At 72.5% G+C, this 16562-nt stretch carries 15 protein-coding genes; 7 read left to right on the plus strand and 8 right to left on the minus strand.

Features of this window, described 5'->3' with window-relative positions; all coding sequences use genetic code 11:
• Positions 1–602 (minus strand): glycosyltransferase family 2 protein (locus tag I59_RS05135; RefSeq protein WP_022902952.1); only part of this gene is annotated, 602 nt, incomplete at its 3' end.
• A gap of 120 nt (positions 603–722) precedes the next feature.
• Here I59_RS05135 and I59_RS05140 point away from each other — a divergent pair.
• Entirely contained in the window at positions 723–1355 is a 633-nt protein-coding gene (locus I59_RS05140; protein WP_022902953.1) for a hypothetical protein, read from the plus strand.
• 35 nt (positions 1356–1390) lie between these two features.
• Here the strand turns inward: I59_RS05140 and I59_RS05145 are convergent, their stop codons facing one another.
• Positions 1391–2074, minus strand: a complete 684-nt coding sequence (locus I59_RS05145; RefSeq protein ID WP_022902954.1) for a hypothetical protein — start codon at positions 2072–2074, stop codon at positions 1391–1393.
• Complete coding sequence (locus I59_RS05150; RefSeq protein WP_022902955.1) at positions 2071–3657, minus strand: cell wall metabolism sensor histidine kinase WalK; 1587 nt, start codon at positions 3655–3657, stop codon at positions 2071–2073. The genes I59_RS05145 and I59_RS05150 overlap by 4 nt, the downstream gene beginning before the upstream one ends.
• Positions 3658–3733: 76 nt before the next feature.
• Between I59_RS05150 and I59_RS05155 the strand changes: the two genes are divergently transcribed.
• On the plus strand, positions 3734–5587 hold the full coding sequence (locus tag I59_RS05155) for a glycoside hydrolase family 15 protein (protein WP_022902956.1): 1854 nt from the start codon (positions 3734–3736) through the stop codon (positions 5585–5587).
• Between the two features lie 13 nt (positions 5588–5600).
• Entirely contained in the window at positions 5601–6203 is a 603-nt protein-coding gene (locus I59_RS05160; protein WP_022902957.1) for a DUF1992 domain-containing protein, read from the plus strand.
• 127 nt (positions 6204–6330) lie between these two features.
• Here the strand turns inward: I59_RS05160 and I59_RS05165 are convergent, their stop codons facing one another.
• Positions 6331–7011, minus strand: coding sequence for a hypothetical protein (locus tag I59_RS05165; RefSeq protein ID WP_022902958.1), 681 nt, complete (start codon positions 7009–7011; stop codon positions 6331–6333).
• Positions 7012–7223: 212 nt separating this feature from the next.
• Between I59_RS05165 and I59_RS05170 the strand changes: the two genes are divergently transcribed.
• On the plus strand, positions 7224–8039 hold the full coding sequence (locus I59_RS05170) for a phosphotransferase family protein (protein WP_022902959.1): 816 nt from the start codon (positions 7224–7226) through the stop codon (positions 8037–8039).
• Between the two features lie 57 nt (positions 8040–8096).
• Here I59_RS05170 and I59_RS05175 read toward each other — a convergent pair whose 3' ends face one another.
• Positions 8097–9059: a serine hydrolase gene (locus I59_RS05175; protein ID WP_022902960.1), complete on the minus strand. Its 963-nt coding sequence runs from the start codon at positions 9057–9059 to the stop codon at positions 8097–8099.
• Entirely contained in the window at positions 9059–11023 is a 1965-nt protein-coding gene (locus I59_RS05180) for a M13 family metallopeptidase (RefSeq protein ID WP_031272962.1), read from the minus strand. The genes I59_RS05175 and I59_RS05180 overlap by 1 nt, the downstream gene beginning before the upstream one ends.
• A gap of 121 nt (positions 11024–11144) precedes the next feature.
• Here I59_RS05180 and I59_RS05185 point away from each other — a divergent pair, with 121 nt between their 5' ends.
• Entirely contained in the window at positions 11145–12482 is a 1338-nt protein-coding gene (locus tag I59_RS05185) for a uracil-xanthine permease family protein (RefSeq protein WP_022902962.1), read from the plus strand.
• A 103-nt stretch (positions 12483–12585) separates the two neighbouring features.
• Here the strand turns inward: I59_RS05185 and I59_RS20670 are convergent, their stop codons facing one another.
• The gene (locus I59_RS20670) at positions 12586–13248 is read right to left on the minus strand and encodes a GAP family protein (RefSeq protein WP_022902963.1); all 663 of its coding nucleotides are present in this window, start codon (positions 13246–13248) and stop codon (positions 12586–12588) included.
• 32 nt (positions 13249–13280) lie between these two features.
• Here I59_RS20670 and I59_RS05195 point away from each other — a divergent pair, with 32 nt between their 5' ends.
• Positions 13281–14597, plus strand: coding sequence for an MATE family efflux transporter (locus I59_RS05195; RefSeq protein ID WP_022902964.1), 1317 nt, complete (start codon positions 13281–13283; stop codon positions 14595–14597).
• 118 nt (positions 14598–14715) lie between these two features.
• Here the strand turns inward: I59_RS05195 and I59_RS05200 are convergent, their stop codons facing one another.
• Positions 14716–15837 carry a LacI family DNA-binding transcriptional regulator gene (locus I59_RS05200; protein WP_022902965.1) on the minus strand — a complete coding sequence of 374 codons (1122 nt, stop codon included), beginning with the start codon at positions 15835–15837 and terminating at the stop codon, positions 14716–14718.
• Between the two features lie 160 nt (positions 15838–15997).
• On the opposite strand from I59_RS05200, the gene I59_RS19250 reads away from it, so the two are divergent.
• Positions 15998–16540 (plus strand): hypothetical protein, encoded by a 543-nt coding sequence (locus tag I59_RS19250; protein ID WP_022902966.1) that lies wholly within the window; start codon positions 15998–16000, stop codon positions 16538–16540.
• Positions 16541–16562: the final 22 nt, after the last annotated feature.

A 16562-nucleotide genomic window follows, 5' to 3' on the forward strand; every position in this document is an offset into this window, starting at 1 on the left:
TGCATGTTGAAGGCGGCGAACTGGGCACGCTGTCCGGCGATCAGGAACCGCGGGACCAGGCCGCGGAACGGTGCGTCGTCGATGGAGTAGATCGCGGAGATGCCGCCGATGCGTGCATCCGAGACGATCTCCTGCGCGAGCCACTCGACCGCCTCGGGGTGCGCGGTCGTGTCGCCGTCCACCCCGAGCATGTAGTCGCAGCCCTCGATGAGGCTGAAGCCGTAGTTGAGCGCGCCGACCTTCTTGTCCGGGTTCTCGCCGATGTCGTGCACGTAGACCTCGGTCTCCTGCACGGCGTCCCCGTGCTCGATCCGGTGCGGTCCCGCGTAGGCGGCCGCGATGTCGAAGGTCGCGTCGGTGGTGTTGTTGATGACGACGTGGACGACGTCCGGGACGCGGGTCTGCGCGAGCAGGGAGTCGAGGACCGCGGCGATGCTCTCGGCCTCGTTGTACGCCGGGATGACGCACCCGATCGTCGGGCGGTAGTCCGGCAGCGACGCGAGGTCGTCGAGGACGGCTGCGGCCAGCTCGGGGTCGTGGCGGACGGTGTACCGGGTCGGCACGCCCGTGGTCGGGGCTGCGGTCGGTCGGGTCGTCGACATGGTGGCTCCTGATCGGTCGGCGTGGTGCTGTGGTCGCGATCAGCCTCACCCGGTGTCCTCTGGCCGCGCGCTAGCATGGCGCTGCGGATCCTCAAGATCTGCTCTGGGATCGGGGGAGCGATGAGGCGGACGTCATCGAGGCCGTTCCTCGTCGCGGCGGTCGTCACGACGGGAGCGCTGGCGCTCACCGCGTGCGGCACCCCTCCGTGGGAGTCCGCGGCGACGGACCGGGCGACCCGCGACCCCGGTCGGGCAAGCGCGTCGGCGTCGGCGTCGGGCTCGCCCAGCACGGCCGCGAGCACCCCGTCAGCACGACCGGGCGGCGACCTCGTCGACGGCGCCCTGAGCCGGACGGTCCGCGCCGGTGACCTCGTCGTCGGCGTGCGGTACTGGTCGACGCTGCCGCTGCAGGACTGGACCGCGGGCTCCGCCAAGCCGCTGTCGATGTCCGTCTCCTCCCGCGGGGGCTCCGACGTCCGGCTGGTCCGTGCGGCGGTGGAGACCTCCGCCCTGGCACGCGACGGGAGCGACCTCCCACCCGGCGGCCAGCCGGGAGCGCAGACGGACCCGTCGGGCTTCGCGGTCTCGCGTCCGCAGTCCTGGTCGGGCACGTTCGTCCTCGGCCCGACGGACGACCGCACCGCGACCATGCGGGTGGTGGTGACCCTGGTGTTCGCCGAGGGATCGGGCGGTTCGCGAACCCAGCAGACCGCGACGGACGTGCTCTCGATCGACCTCCCGACCGAGGGCTGACCCGGGACTCCGTCGGGCATCGGCGACACCGGGGGTCAGGGCCGCTCGAGGTCCTCCAGCCGGTACCCGCGGTCGTCCGTCGAGGTCACGGCCCAGGTCGTCGAGGACCCGACCGTCGCTCCGTCGGCAGGGTCCCCGGTCGACGACATCTCGAGTTCGGCGCGCCACCCGGCGAGGTCGCACTCCTCCTGCCTGACCAGGACGACGACGCGGTCGTCCCCCTCGGTCCAGACGGTCGCGTCCGGCGGGACCAGACGCTGGAGGGCCGCGACGAGCCGGTCCCGGTGCACGACCCCCGCCCCGGGACCGAAGGCCGTCGTCACCAGCGCGGCGTCGTCGAGGGAGACGACCAGCCGCACGAAGGACACCTGGTGGTAGTCCGCTCGGGCGAGGACCCTCGTGACGCCGCGGAGCACGTCCGACCGCCGCTGCACGTCCTCCGGGGGCTCGTCACGGGTCGATGCTGACCGGATCACGGTGCACACCAGTGCGACCGCGAGCACGACGACCAGCCACACGACCAGGATCCGGGTCGCGTCCCCGGCCAGGAGCGCCGCTCCGATCAGGACGAGGAAGGTGCCGACGCTGGCGACCCCGACGTCCAGGAAGCCTCGTCGGACCTCGGGGTGCCGGCCGCCGAGCCGGCGACGGGTCACCAGGACCACCAGGAGCAGGGCGAGGCCGCTGCCGATGGCCGTCCAGAGGAGCAGCGGGTTCACCGCGCGCCCCCGGTCCTGCCGGGCCCGCCCACCGGGATCGTCATGGTCACGGTCGTCCCCTCCCCGAGCATGCTCGACACCGTCAGGTCCCCGCCGTGGCGTTCGGCGATCTGTCGGCAGATCGCGAGCCCGAGCCCGGTCCCGTGGATGGTACTGCTGCGGACCGCTTCGGCACGGAAGAACCGTTCGAACAGGTGCGTCTGGTCCTCGTCGTCGATCCCGATGCCGTCGTCACGGACGATGACCCACGCTCGGTCACCCACGGCGTGCGCGCCGAGTTCCACCCACCCGCCGGCGTGGTTGTACTTCACCCCGTTGCTGACGAGGTTGTCGACGACCTGCCGGACCCGGAAGGCGTCCGCCACCACCGGCACCGGCCCGGAGCACACCGGGAGGCGCAGCTCGACGCCGGCCGCCCGGGCGGCCGGTCCTGCCGCTTCGACCGCCGCCTCGATGACGTCCACGAGGTCACAGGGAGCGAGGACGAGGTCGACCCGGTCCTCCCGCGCTGCCCGGAGGATGCCGCTGACCAACTCGACCAGCCGTTCGGCGTTGCGGGCCGCGACGTCGAGCATGCGTTCGGCGGTCTCCGGGAGCCCCGGCACCTCGCGAGCGAGCTCGACCGAACCGAGCACGGCCGTCGTCGGCGTCCGCAGTTCGTGCGACACCGACGCCACCAGGTCGTCGCGGGCGTCCAGCGCGCTGCGTTCCGCCGTCACGTCCCGGGCGACGAGCACCCCGCCCCCGGTGTCCGGCGGGAGCAGGCGCGTGTTGATCGAGTAGGTCCGCACCGCTCCGTCACCCGGACGCACCGCGACGAGGACGTCCTCGAGCTCGTCGCCGTCGAGTGTGCGCCGGACGAGCTCGGCGAGCGAGGCGTCGCCCGGCGCCGACGCCAGGTCGTCGAGCGCGCTGCCCTGCCGGCCGTGGTTCGCGACCGTCGTGCCGCCCTCGGCGTCGAAGGCCAGCACGTCGAAGTCGACCGAGTCGAGGGTCGCACGGACGAGCTCCTCCCGTGCGACGACGGCGGTGAGCCGCTGCTGGAGGAGCACGGTCTGGCGCCGGAGCAGTTCCTGACGCGCGCGGGCCCGGGCGGCGAGGACCGCCGCCGTGCCGCTGACCGCGACGATGACCAGGGGCAGGGAGATCAGCCGCGCGGTGTCCGCGGTGTCGATGACGTCCCATTCGCGCGGCGCCCCGATCCACAGCAGGACGACGGTGATCCCGGCGGTGCTCGCCGCTCCCGGGAGGCCGAACGCGTACCCGGCCCACAGCGCCGGCAGGACGAAGAGCGCGCTGACGCCGATCGACGGGACGTCCCCGCGGATGAACGCGATCCCGGCGACGTCGAGCGCCAGGACGAGGGCGAACCACCGGGGGTCGGCACCGGGTCGGGCGAGCGCGGTGACGACGAGGGCGACCAGCGGCAGCGCCGCGCCGAGCGTCGCGAGGACACCGACCTCCTGTCGGTCGACGACGAGCACGAACGCGATCACCGGCATGATCCCGGTGACGACCGCGAGCTGGTTGCGGAAGGCCCGCCGACCGGCCCCGTCCTCGTCGATCCGAGCTGGCTGCACCATGGGCCCATGCTGCCACCGGAGCGGTCGGGGTACGTCCCGCTGATGGTCGGCTGTACCCCCGGGGCAGGCTGGGTGCATGAGCGAACGGACCCGGGACACCCCCGACGCGACCGACGACGAGGAGCGGGTCGACGGCTACGTCCCGCTCCGCTCCTACGGTGCGGTCGGTGACGGGCGGACGGTGGCGCTCATCGCGCTCGACGGCCGCATCGACTGGCTGCCCATCCCGTCGATGGACTCGCCACCCGTGTTCGCGAGCATCCTCGACGCCGAGCACGGCGGCCACGTCGCGCTCCGTCCGACCGGGGACGCCGAGGTCTCGCGCGAGTACCTGCCCGGGACGAACGTCCTCGTCACGACCTGGACGACCCCGACCGGGGAGGTGACCGTCTCCGACGCCATGGTGACCGGGGTCGCCGGACGGTTGCCGTGGGCCGAGGTCGCGCGGTGCGTCCAGGGGGTGCGCGGATCGGTGGAGCTCGAGTGGGCCGTCGTCCCCGGCACCCTGCTGAACACCGCCGAGCCGAAGCGGCTCGACACCGCGAACGGTGCCGTCATCGGCATCGACGGCGTCACCATCGCGATCGTCGAGCAGGGCTTCGAACCGGTGCACGACGACGGCCCCCGGTTCTCCGGCCGGTTCACCGCGACGCCAGGGTCGAAGCACATCCTCACGATCGTCGGGACCCAGGACGAACCGATCTTCATGCCGAAGCCCGAGGCGGCCCTCGCGGCGATGGACCGCACGATCGCGAACTGGTCGACGTGGTCCGAGGCGTTCCACTACGACGGCCCGTGGTCCGAGGCCGTGCAGCGGAGCGCCCTCGCCCTGAAGCTGCTCATCTACTCCCCCACCGGCGCCATCGCCGCGGCACCGACCACGAGCCTGCCGGAGGACCGGACCGGCGGGAAGAACTGGGACTACCGCTTCGCCTGGGTCCGCGACCTGTCGTACACGGTGCACGCGCTCACCCGGTTCGGCCTGCGCGAGGAGACCCACGCGGCCGTGTCCTGGGTGATGCGCACCATCGCCGAGCACGACGAGGACATGCCGATCTTCTACGAGCTCGACGGCTCGGCGAGCGACGGCGTCGAGGAGCGCGACGTCCCGGGGTGGCAGGGCATCGGCCCGGTGACGATCGGGAACCGCGCGGGCGACCAGCTCCAGCTCGGCGTCTGGGGCGACGTCTTCGAGATCCTCCGGCAGTACGTCCGTGCCGGCAACGTCATCGACCGGAAGACGGCGACGGTCCTGCAGGGCCTCGCGGACGACGCGTGCCACCGGTGGGAGGAAGCCGACTCGGGCATGTGGGAGCTCCAGGACACCCAGCACTACGTGTCGAGCAAGATCGGCTGCTGGCAGGCTCTGGACGCCGCCGTCGAGCTGCACGACGCCGGCATGATCGACGGCCCGCGGGACAAGTGGGTGGAGAACCGCGAACTCATCGAGCAGTGGGTCGCCGAGCACGGGTGGGACGAGGAACGCGGCTACTACGTGATGTACCCGGGCTCGGACGAGCTCGACACCTCGATCCTGCTGCACGCGATGAGCGCCTTCGACCGCGGTCCCCGGATGGCGTCCACGATCCGCGCGATCGAGGAGCAGCTGCAGCGCGGCCCGCTCGTCTACCGCTACTCGGGCATGGAGCAGGAGGAGTCGCCGTTCGTCGCCTGCTCGTTCTGGCTCGCCGCCGCGATGGCGTGCACGGGCCGGGTCGACGACGCCGCGGCGCTGATGGACGCGATGGTGGCGCAGGCGAACGACGTCGGGCTCTACAGCGAGATGATCAGCGAGGACGGCTCCTTCATGGGGAACCTCCCGCAGGGCCTGTCGCACCTGGCGCTCATCCAGGCCGCGCTGACCATCGAGGAGGTCCGGACCCAGCAGGCCGGCTCCGACGAGACTGGCGGGAGCGACCGCACGGAGTGATCATGGAGGGGTCATGAACGACGTCGACGCACGCATGGACCGGCTCCGGCGCGCTGCTCGGTACCGGTACGAGCGGCTCGTCGAGAGCGAGATCGAACGGGGGTCGCTCGACCCCGACGAGGTCCGCGAGGAACGACGGCTGCTCCGCGCGAAGGACGTCGGCCAGCACGCCCGGGCGCTCATCGAGGAAGCCGAACGCCGCGGTGTCTTCGAGGGGAACCCCTACCACGGCAAGCCGCTGCCCTCGAACGACGGCCGACACGACCCGGACTGGTGGATCCGGTCGAAGATCGAGCGCGAGCAGATCACCGGGATCGCCCCGCCTGCGTTCGCCCTCCGGAAGGAGGACGCCGAACTCGACGAGCACCTCGATGCGCTGTCGGTCGAGCGTGACGTCCGCGACGTCCTCGAGGACTTCAACGCCCGCGTGAAGGAGGCTCGTCGGCAGCTGCTCGGCGGCCCGCCGGTCGTGACGCCGCTCCGGGACGTCGATGCGGAGGTCGTGGCGTGGCGGGACCGCCGGGAGGCACGGGCCGCCTCCGACGCGGCAGCGGCGGCCGCGCAGGCGGCCGCGTCCGACACCCGACCGTCCCGGTGGTGGCGCCGGCGTCGCTGACGCGATCCGCGCCTCCCGTCCGACCCACGACGCACGCCCGTCCCGCCCGACGCACACGACGATCCGGCCACGACGCACGAGAGCGCCGCCCCCTGTCGGGGACGACGCTCTCGGCGTTGGTGCGGTCTTACTTGATCTTGGCGGTGATGGTGGCGGTGCCGACGAGGAGGCCGCGCTTGACGGCGTCGGTGCCGAAGGTCTTGTTCAGCAGGCCGGCAGCGTCCTCGGAGATGTGGACCGTGGTGCCGGTCAGGACCGCGTTGTCACCCTCGAGCTGCAGCGGCTTGAGCGTGCCACCCCAGAGCTCGAACAGGTACGCGTTCGCGACCGCGACCTTGCCGTTGACCAGCACGTCACCGTAGAGCTTGGACGAACCCGGGTTCACCACGAAGTTCTCCAGCGTCACCGTCGTGTCACCGGCCTTGAGCGTCAGCCCCGAGTCGTCGTGGTTGAGCAGCCCCTGCACGTACGGACGGTAGTTGCCCTCCGGGTTCCAGTACGTCACCGAACCGGCCGTGATCGGGAACGACACCGACCCGTCGGCGAGCTTGGCGTTGCCCGACACACCCGGGGTCAGCTTCAGCGCGGTCAGCGCGTCGGTGAAGCCCGAGTCGAGCTTCACGGCCGTGGTGCCACCGAGGACCTCGGGCACCGACGCGACCGGCGCCGGGATCTTCGACGAGCTGGAGGAGACGGTGTGGACCGCCGGGGTCGACGCGTTCGCGGCGCCGACACCGAACGCGGCGCCACCGAGGACGAGCGCGCCGGTCGTGGCGAGGGTGATCGTGGTCTTCAGGCTCTTGCGCATGATGAGTTCCTTTGCTGTGTCGCGCTCGGCGCGGCGTTCGATGGCGCGCCGAACCCACCCGATGACGGGTGGAGAGAACCAGCAGCTGCGGCTGGTGAGCGCTCCGGGTGGTTCCCGGTCTGTGCAGGGGATTCGGCACCCGTGCCGAACTGGTTTGGGTGAAGTCAGCGCCGTTACCGTTCCGTGACAAACACGCTCAGTACGCTCCACTGGTGGACCACGGGACCGTCGACGCCGGGAGCGTCCTCCTCGGCCGACCGCTGCGGCTCATCCGGGCGCTGTCCGGCGGTCAGCACGCGCGGACGGCGCTCGCGGACGACGACGGCCGGCCCGTGGTCGTCCGGACCTTCCCCCGCGGTGACGACGCCGTCGACCGGGAGACCGCGGTCCTCGAACGGCTCGGACCGCTCGGTGACCTCGCACCGCGGCTGCTCGCCCACGGCACCGTCGCCGGCGTCCCGACGATCGTCACGACCGCGATGCCCGGGACGACCCCGCCGGCGAACCTCGACCTCGACGCCGCCGCGGCCGCACTCGGTGCCGCACTCGCCCGGGTCCACGCGCTCGGCCCCGTCGGACTGCCCGACGAGGGGCGGGCACCGAACCGCGCCGCCGGGCGGCTCGCACGTGCTGCCGCCGGCGCGTGGCCGACGACCGACCAGCGACGCGTCCTCACGCACGGTGACTTCTGGACCGGCAACGCGGTGTGGCAGGGCGACCGGCTGACCGGGATCGTGGACTGGTCCGGCGCGGTGTCCGCTCCACGGGGCGTCGACGTCGCGTGGTGCCGGCAGGACCTCGTGCTGCTCGGTGCGCCGGACGCCGCCGACCGGTTCCTCGCTGCGTACGAGGAGCACTCCGGTGTGCGGGTGGGCGACGTGTGGGCGTGGGACGTGCTCGCGGCCGCACGGGCAGACCCGTACGTGGAGACCTGGGAGCCGAACTACGCGGGCATCGGGCGGCCGGACGTGACGGCGCGGGTCATCCGGCAGCGCTTCGACGCGTGGGTGCGGCTGCTGCTCGGCTGAGCGGGGGTCTCGCGGCACGGGCAGCGGCGCACGCCCGGCCGTGGCCGCGCGGGCTGGTCAGCGGCGCGCGGGCTGGTGCACGGCCTCGAGCACCTCGGTGCCCATGGTCCGCAGGGCGTCCACCACGGCGAGGCGCCGCTGGAGCGTGGCGTCGTCGAAGGTCACCGTGACGGCGTAGCTCACCGACGACGCCGGTCCGCGCAGGATGCCCGCCTCGGCCCGGACGCCGAGCGACGAGCCGGTGACCGAGACCACCTGCAGCCCGTGGTCGAGCGAGCGGTGGGCCAAGGGGTCGAGCGCGAAGGACCCCGCCACCAGGGACAGGTCGCTCGACAGGGACAGCCACCCGAGGACCCGGTTCGAGACGGCCTCGTCGACGACCTCGCCGAGCGCGAGCCCGCGGAACAGCCAACTGAGCTCCCCGGTCGCCGCCACGGAGGCATCCGGGGCGTCGTCCGGACCCCGTCGGTCCCGCACGCGGTCGATGAGGGCCGTCCGCTCGATGCCGAAGGACTCCGCACGCTCCCGGACGGCGTCGATGCCGACGGTCGACAGCAGCGCGTTCATGGCCCACGCGTCTGCGGTGGCACCGACCAGGGTCGCGAGGTCGGACACCTGCATGGTCGACTCCTGCAGGAACTGCCACAGTCCGGCACCGGTGGCGGTGTCCCGGGCCATCCGCTGCAGGCGGTCGCCGTGCAGGCCACCGTCCTCGAGTTGCGCCGCCACCTCGATGAGCAGCAGCACCCGCCCGAGGCTCGCGACCGGCTGCACGAGGGTGTCGTCGACCGCGAGCAGCGCCTTGCCGGACGACGTGTCGATGACGGAGGCGCTGACCGCCGCACCGTCCCTGGCCAGGCCGCCCAGTGCCTCCAGGGTGGCTCCGAACCGGTCGTCCGCACCGCCGCGGTGGCGCCCGTGGTCGCGACCGCCGCCGCGCGGGCGGTCGCCCGCACCGCCGACGCCGCTCCGGTCCGGACGGCGACGCCGGGACGGCAGAGCCGCGTCCGGCTCGGCCATCACCAGATCGCGACGCGCTCGGCCGGGTCGAGGTACATCGAGTCGCCCTCCGTCACGCCGAACGTGTCGTAGAAGCCGTCGATGTTCCGCACGACCTGGTTGCAGCGGAACTCGTTCGGGGAGTGCGGGTCGATGCTGAGCAGGCGTGCGGCCTCCTCCGGACGGATCGCCATCCGCCAGGCCTGGGCCCAGCTCAGGAAGAAGCGCTCGGCGCCGCTGAGCCCGTCGACGACCGGGGGCTCCTGACCGTCGAGGGACAGCAGGTACGCCTTCCACGCGATCGACAGACCGCCGAGGTCACCGATGTTCTCGCCGATCGTGAGTGCGCCGTTGACGTGACCGTCGGGCACCTCGGTGGGCACGAGCGCGTCGTACTGCGCGATGAGGGCCTTCGTGCGCTCCTCGAACGCCGCACGGTCGGCCTCGGTCCACCAGTTCTCCAGGCGACCGTCCCCGTCGTACTGCGAACCCTGGTCGTCGAAGCCGTGCCCGATCTCGTGGCCGATGACGGCACCGATCGCGCCGTAGTTGGCGGCAGGGTCGCGCTGGGCGTCGAAGAACGGGAACTGCAGGATCGCGGCCGGGAAGACGATCTCGTTGAAGCCCGGGTTGTAGTAGGCGTTGATCGTCTGCGGCGTCATGAACCACTCGCCGCGGTCGATCGGCTTGCCGATCTTGCCGAGCTCGCGGTCGACCTGGAAGCTCGCGACGGCCCGGACGTTGCCGATGAGGTCGTCCGCGGAGACCTGGAGCGCCGAGTAGTCGCGCCACCGCACCGGGTAGCCGATCTTCGGCGTGAACTTGTCGAGCTTGTCGAGCGCGCGGGCCCGGGTCTCGTCGGTCATCCAGTCGAGGCCGGTGATGCTCTGCCGGTAGGCCTCCACGAGGTTCGCCACGAGCTCGTCCATCGTCGCCTTCGAGGTCTCGTCGAAGTGCTCCTGCACGTAGATGCGCCCGACGGCCTCGCCCATCGCACCCTCGACCAGGGAGACGCCACGCTTCCAGCGCTCGCGCTGCTTCGGCGCACCGGTGAGCGCAGTGCCGTAGAACGAGAAGTTCGTCGCGGAGAACGCGCTCGTCAGGTACGCGGCCGATCCACGGACGACCTGCCAGCGGAGCCAGTTCCTCCACGCCTCGATCGGCTCGGCGACCAGGAGCGCGGCCAGGCCGGTGATGAAGGAGGGCTCGCGGACCACGACGGTCTCGAACGCACCGGCCGGGGCGTCGATGGCCTCCCACCAGGCGCGGAGGTCGATGCCCTCGGCGAGCGCGGCGACCTCGGACCAGGGCAGCTTGTTGTAGGTCTTCTGGCTGTCCCTGGTCGTGACGTTGTCCCAGTGCTGCGCCGCGAGCGCGGTCTCGAGCCCGATGACGTCGTCGGTGCGGGCGCCGGCATCGTCGAACCCGGCGAGGGGGAACATGGCGGCGACGAACTCACGGTACTTCGTCCGGATGTCGGCGAAGCGGTCCTCGCGGTAGTAGGACTCGTCGGGCAGCCCGAGGCCGCTCTGCTCGAGGAAGACGACGTAGGACTCCGGGTCACCCGGGTCGTTGTCGACGAAGAGCTGCAGGAAGCCCGGCAGACCGAGGCGTTCGAAGCGTCCGACCGTGCGGAGGACGTCCTCGACCGAGTCGACGGTGTCGATCTCCGCGAGCAGCGGCTCGATGGGCCCGGTGCCGAGGGCTTCGAGGCGCTCCTCGTCCGTGAACGCGGTGTAGAGGTCCCCGACCTTGCGCTCCTCGGTGCCCGTCGCGGCCTGCTGGGACCGCTCGACGATGTCCCGGACGGCGAGTTCGGCCTCTTCCGCGAGGATCGTGAACGCGCCGTACCGCGCCTTGTCGTCCGGGATCGGTGTGGCGGCGACCCACGTGCCGTTGACGTGGCGGTACAGGTCGTCCTGGGGGCGCACACCTGCGTCGAGCTCGTCGGTGTGGATGCCGGAAGTGCTTGCGACGTCGGTCATGGCGTCCACGATAGCCACCGTTGCCCGGGTGCCGTCCCCGACCTGTGGACGGCCTCGCGGTCGTCCACAGGTCGGGCCCGGGCCTCGTCACGCGAGTCCCGGTGCCACTACCGTTTCCGGCATGGGACTCCCTTGGAAGCTGCACGGTGACGGCCGGACCGTCTCCGCGACGACGATCGTGGCCCCCGACGAGCGCCTGGGTTGGGGGCGGACGGTCGGCCTCGGTGTCCAGCACGTCGTGGCGATGTTCGGCGCGACCTTCCTGGTCCCGCTCATCACGGGCTTCCCGCCGTCGACCACCCTGCTGTTCAGCGGCATCGGGACGATCCTGTTCCTGCTCATCACCGGGAACCGGCTGCCGAGCTACCTCGGCTCGTCGTTCGCGTTCCTCGCCCCGATCGGCGCAGCGACGAAGATCGGCGGCATCCCGCTCGCCCTGTCCGGGATCATCGTCGTCGGAGCGCTGCTCGCCGTCGTCGGGCTCGTCGTGCACCTGGCCGGTGCTGGGTGGATCGACCGGGTGATGCCGCCGGTGGTGTCCGGTGCGATCGTCGCGCTCATCGGGTTCAACCTCGCGCCCGCCGCCCGCGACAACTTCGTCAAGGCGCCGGCGGTCGCGCTGATCACCCTGCTCACGATCATCCTCGTGACCGTCCTCTTCAAGGGGCTCATCGGGCGGCTCTCGATCGTCATCGGCGTCGTCGTCGGGTACGTCGCCGCCGTCCTCGCGGGCGAGGTCGACTTCTCGAAGGTCGCTGCGGCGCCGTGGGTCGGCCTGCCGACGTTCACCGCGCCGGCGTTCGACGCGGGTCAGCTCGCGATCTACCTCGGCTTCGTGCCGGTCGTGCTCGCGCTCGTCGCCGAGAACGTCGGCCACGTGAAGGGCGTCGGGCAGCTCACCGGCCGTGACCTCACCCCGCTCACCGGTCGCGCGCTCTTCGCCGACGGCATCTCGACCGTGCTCGCCGGTGTGGGCGGCGGCTCCGCCACGACGACCTACGGCGAGAACATCGGCGTCATGGCTGCCACGCGGGTCTTCTCGACCGCCGCCTACTGGGTCGCAGCGATCGTCGCGGTCCTGCTCGGGCTCTCGCCGAGGATCGGCGCGATCATCTCGTCCGTCCCGGCCGGGGTGCTGGGCGGAGCGACCACGGCGCTCTACGGCCTGATCGGGATCATCGGCATCCGCATCTGGGTCGAGAACCGCGTCGACTTCGCGAAGCCGAAGAACCAGCTCACCGCCGGCATCGCGCTCATCATGGGCATCGCCGACTTCACGTTCTCCTTCGGCAGCGCCACCTTCGGCGGGATCATCGTCGGCACGGTCGCGGCGATCGTCGTGTTCCACGTCATGGACCTCATCGGTCGGGCGCGGGGCACCGATCCGGCGACGCCCGCAGCGTCGGACGCCGCGCACGCCGCGACCGCGGCGGTCCCCGCGGAACCGCGCGCCGATTGAACGACGGTCCTCGGGGTCCCGGCGCGCGGGACGCTCCAGGTGACGGCCTGGAGGCGCGGTGCGGGCCCGCCAGGCGCCTCCCGGCCGGCGCGGTGCCGCACCGTCAGCGCAGGCCGGCCAGCCCCGTCACGAGCTGGACGGCGCCGAGCACCACGAGCACGACCACGAGCGAGAGCGATCCCCAGCGGGCGATCCACTCGCGGAGCGTGTCCAGCACGGGCTGCGCGCGGCGTCCGAGCGCCACCGCGATCCCGATCGGGAGCACCGTGGGGAGCGCCGCGACGAGGACGAAGCACACGCCGGCGAGGACGGTCCAACCAGCAGCGGGGTCTGCCTCGCCGAAGACGAGGCCCGCCGACAGCACGAGCACGACGACCTTCGGGTTGACGGTCAGGAGGGCGCCGAGCCCGACGGCGTGCGCGCTGCCGATCGCATCCACGCGGTCGGCCCACCGCGAGCTCGCAGGTGACCCGTCCGGGAGTCGACGTCGTACCCACTGCCACACGGCGAGCGCGAACAGCAGGACCGCGGCGCAGAGTGCGATCACGGCCTCGACCGTCGTGCCGCCCGACGTCTCCGGAGGCAGACGCTCGCCGAGCAGCACCGCGACGGCGAGGCCGACCGCGATGGTCGCCGTCCACCCCGCGGCGAGTCCGACCGCGGACCCTGGACCACGCCGGTGGCCGAGCAGGAAGACGACCGAGGCCGCCGGCAACGGACTCAGCGCGATGCCGACGGCCGCCGGCACGAGCGCGAGGGCGTCCACAGCCCGGAGGATACCGCCGCCAGAATGGACCGGTGACCCACGGCTCCGAGACCCGCCGCGTCGACCGGGACATCGTCCGCCTCGCCGTCCCCGCGCTCGGGGCACTCGTGGTCGAGCCGCTCTTCCTGCTCACGGACACCGCGCTCGTCGGGCATCTCGGGCAGACGCCGCTCGCCGCCGTCGGCATCGCGAGCGCCGTCCTCCAGACCGTCACCGGGTTGCTCGTCTTCCTCGCGTACTCGACGACTCCGGCCGTCGCGCGGGCCCTCGGAGCCGGTGACCGACGGGGTGCGGTGCACGCGGGCATCGACGGCATGTGGCTGGCGCTCGTGCTCGGGGTCGTGCTCGCGCTCGTCGGGTGGCCGCTCGCCGCGCCGCTCGTCGACGCGTTCGGCGCTTCCGAGGACGTCTCGAGGGCGGCGACCGCGTACCTGACGCTCTCCCTGGTCGGGTTGCCGGGGATCCTCGTGGTGACGGCCTCGACCGGGCTGCTCCGTGGGCTCCAGGACACGCGGACCCCGCTCGTCGTCGCCACCGTCGGCTTCGTCGCGAACGGGCTCCTCAACGCGGTGCTCATCTACGGTGCCGGCTGGGGCGTCGAAGGGTCGGCGGCGGGAACGGTCCTGGTGCAGTGGGCGATGGCGGCGGTCTACGTGGTGATCGCCGTGCGGGCAGCGCGGGCGGCGGGAGCGCCGTTGCGACCGGGTGCCTCGGGCGTCGCACGCGCACTGCGATCGGGTGCGTGGTTGTTCCTCCGGACGGCGTCACTCCGGGTCGCGATGCTCGCCACCGTGTCGGTCGCCGCCGGGCTCGGGACGACCGGGCTCGCCACCACGCAGGTCGGGCTGACGGTGTTCTCCACGCTCGCGTTCGCGCTCGACGCCCTCGCGATCGCCGGTCAGGCGCTCGTCGGACACGGGCTCGGGGCGCGGGACCCCGATCGGGTGCGGTTGGTGACGCGTCGGCTGGTGCTGCTCGGGATCGCGGGCGGGGTGCTCCTCGGGCTGGTGACGGCGTCGGTGAGCGGGGTGCTCGGTCCGGTGTTCTCCGACGCGTCGGCGGTGCAGGACGCGCTGCCCGTTGTCCTGCTCATCGTCGCGGTGGGGATGCCGGTCGCCGGGTACGTGTTCGTGCTCGACGGCGTGCTCATCGGCGCGGGGGACGCACGGTACCTGGCGATCGCGGGCGGGGTGAACCTGGTCGTGTACCTGCCGCTGCTGTGGTGGGCGGGCGGGACCCTCACGGGGCTGTGGTCGGCCTTCGCCCTCGGGTACATCGGGGTGCGGGCGGTGACGCTCGGTGTGCGGGCGCACCGGCGCGGCTGGATCGCGGCGGCGTTGGCGCGCTGAGCGGGCGCGAGACTCGGCCAAGCGGGCGCGAGACTCGGCGTGGGCGACAGTTCTCGCGCGATCAGCCGCGAGAACTGTCGCTCAGCACGAGACTCGGGGCGCGGGCGGCGCGACCGCGTCAGCGCGCGGGCGGCGGCGCCGTCGTGTCGCCGATGCGCAGCTCGGACCGGAAGGCCGCGGGCTGCGCCGGAGCACCCTCGAGCATGGCGATCGCCGCCCGGGCCGCCGCCTGCCCCTTCTGCACGAAGGGCTGCACGAGCGTGGTCAGCTGCCGGATCGGCGTGCGGTGGAACAGGCTGTCGTCGACCGGGATGCCGTCGAACCCCACGACGCTGACGTCCTCCGGCACGCGCAGCCCGGCGTCGAACGCGGCCGAGATCACCCCGACGGCGAGCACGTCGCTCTGCACCACCACGGCCGTGGGACGCGGAGCGTCGGCAGCGAAGAGCGCGGCGCCGACGATCCGGCCCTCCTCGACCGAGCTGCCCCCCGCCTCCCAGGCCGGCGCGGACGGGTAGACGCCACGGACGCCGCGGAGTCGTTCGAGCGAGGTGTGCGCGATGCCCGCGGCCTCGCGCTCGGCGCTGACCGGACCGCGCTGGTGCGTGCCGTCGAGCGGGAGCGTCACGACCGCGACCGCGGTGTGCCCGAGATCGCGGAGGAACGCGGCTGCGCGCCGTGAGGCCTCGCGGTTGTCGAGCTGGACGGGCACGGCGCCCTCGATCTCGTCCGCCTCGATCGCGACCACGGGGATGTTCCGTCGACGGAGCACGGCGACCGCGGGGTCGATCCGGACGTTGCACCCGATGAGCACGACCGCGTCCACCGGGGCGTCCACGAGCGGTCCGACGAGCCCGGCGTCGTCGAGCGGGCTCCGGACGAGGAGCAGGGAGGTGCCGGCCTCGCCGGCGACCTCGGCGATGCCGTCGAGCGTCAGGACGTTCACGGGGTCCCGGAAGGCGTCGCTGAGCCGTTCGTCCATGACGACCCCGATGACCCCGGACCGGCCGCGGCGGAGGGACCGTGCACGCGGGTCGGGACCGCCGTAGCCGAGTTCCGCAGCGGCGGCGAGCACGCGTGTACGGGCCTCCTCGGAGACCGGGCCAGCGCCGCTGAAGGCGAGTGAGGCGGTCGAGGGCGCGACCCCTGCGGCCCGCGCGACCGCGGCGAGGGTCGGGCGTGCGGCACGGGTCCCCGTGTCGGGTCGCGCCGCGCCGTTCGCGGTTGCCGGTTCGTCCATCGCCCGTTAGCGTAACTGTCACCCGCGGTCGAATCGATTCGACCGCTCGCCCGACACGCGAGAACGCGCCCGACGCGCAAAACCGACGCGCAAAACCGACGCGCAAGACCGACGCGCAGCACCGTCACCGAGAACCGACACGCAGAACCGGAAGAGCAGCATGACGACGACGTCCGCCCGCACCGCTCCGACCACCCGGGGCTGGATCACCGCGGTGTTCGTGGCCTTCACCATGTCGGGCCTCGCGATCGCGACCTGGCTCGGCCGCATCCCGAGCGTCCGCGACTCGCTCGGCGCGAGCACGTTCGAGATGGGGCTGCTCGTGCTCGGGATGGCGGTCGGCTCGATCGGCGGGCTCACCTTCGCCGGACACATCGTCGCCAAGGTCGGTGCCCGGCGCGGGGTGCAGGTCGCCGCGTTCTGCCTGGCCGCGGGGATCGTCTTCGCCGGGTTCGCCGTCACGTTCGGGTGGGGTTTCGCCGCGATCTGGGTCGGCCTCGTCGCGTTCGGCTTCGGCAACGGCCTGGTCGACGTCTCGATGAACGTCTCCGGCGCCGCCGCCGAGAAGGCCGGCGCCGCACGATCATGCCGCTGTTCCACGCCGCGTTCAGCGTCGGGACTCTCGCGGGTGCCGGGATCGGCGCGCTCACCGAGGCCCTCGAGGTCCGGNTCGTCCTGCACTTCGCGGCCCTCGGGGTCGTGACCTGCCTGGTGATGCTCGCGGC

Origin of the sequence: Curtobacterium sp. B8, from assembly GCF_000333315.1 — a bacterium.
Lineage (GTDB): Bacteria > Actinomycetota > Actinomycetes > Actinomycetales > Microbacteriaceae > Curtobacterium > Curtobacterium luteum.

What these genes read in the sequence shown, in the direction of transcription:
- I59_RS05140 (WP_022902953.1), top strand. Translation starts at nt 723, where the DNA reads ATGAGGCGGACGTCATCGAGGCCGTTCCTCGTCGCGGCGGTCGTCACG.
- I59_RS05150 (WP_022902955.1), bottom strand. Translation starts at nt 3,657, where the DNA reads ATGGTGCAGCCAGCTCGGATCGACGAGGACGGGGCCGGTCGGCGGGCC.
- I59_RS05155 (WP_022902956.1), top strand. Translation starts at nt 3,734, where the DNA reads ATGAGCGAACGGACCCGGGACACCCCCGACGCGACCGACGACGAGGAG.
- I59_RS05160 (WP_022902957.1), top strand. Translation starts at nt 5,601, where the DNA reads ATGAACGACGTCGACGCACGCATGGACCGGCTCCGGCGCGCTGCTCGG.
- I59_RS05165 (WP_022902958.1), bottom strand. Translation starts at nt 7,011, where the DNA reads ATGCGCAAGAGCCTGAAGACCACGATCACCCTCGCCACGACCGGCGCG.
- I59_RS05175 (WP_022902960.1), bottom strand. Translation starts at nt 9,059, where the DNA reads ATGGCCGAGCCGGACGCGGCTCTGCCGTCCCGGCGTCGCCGTCCGGAC.
- I59_RS05180 (WP_031272962.1), bottom strand. Translation starts at nt 11,023, where the DNA reads ATGACCGACGTCGCAAGCACTTCCGGCATCCACACCGACGAGCTCGAC.
- I59_RS05185 (WP_022902962.1), top strand. Translation starts at nt 11,145, where the DNA reads ATGGGACTCCCTTGGAAGCTGCACGGTGACGGCCGGACCGTCTCCGCG.
- I59_RS05200 (WP_022902965.1), bottom strand. Translation starts at nt 15,837, where the DNA reads ATGGACGAACCGGCAACCGCGAACGGCGCGGCGCGACCCGACACGGGG.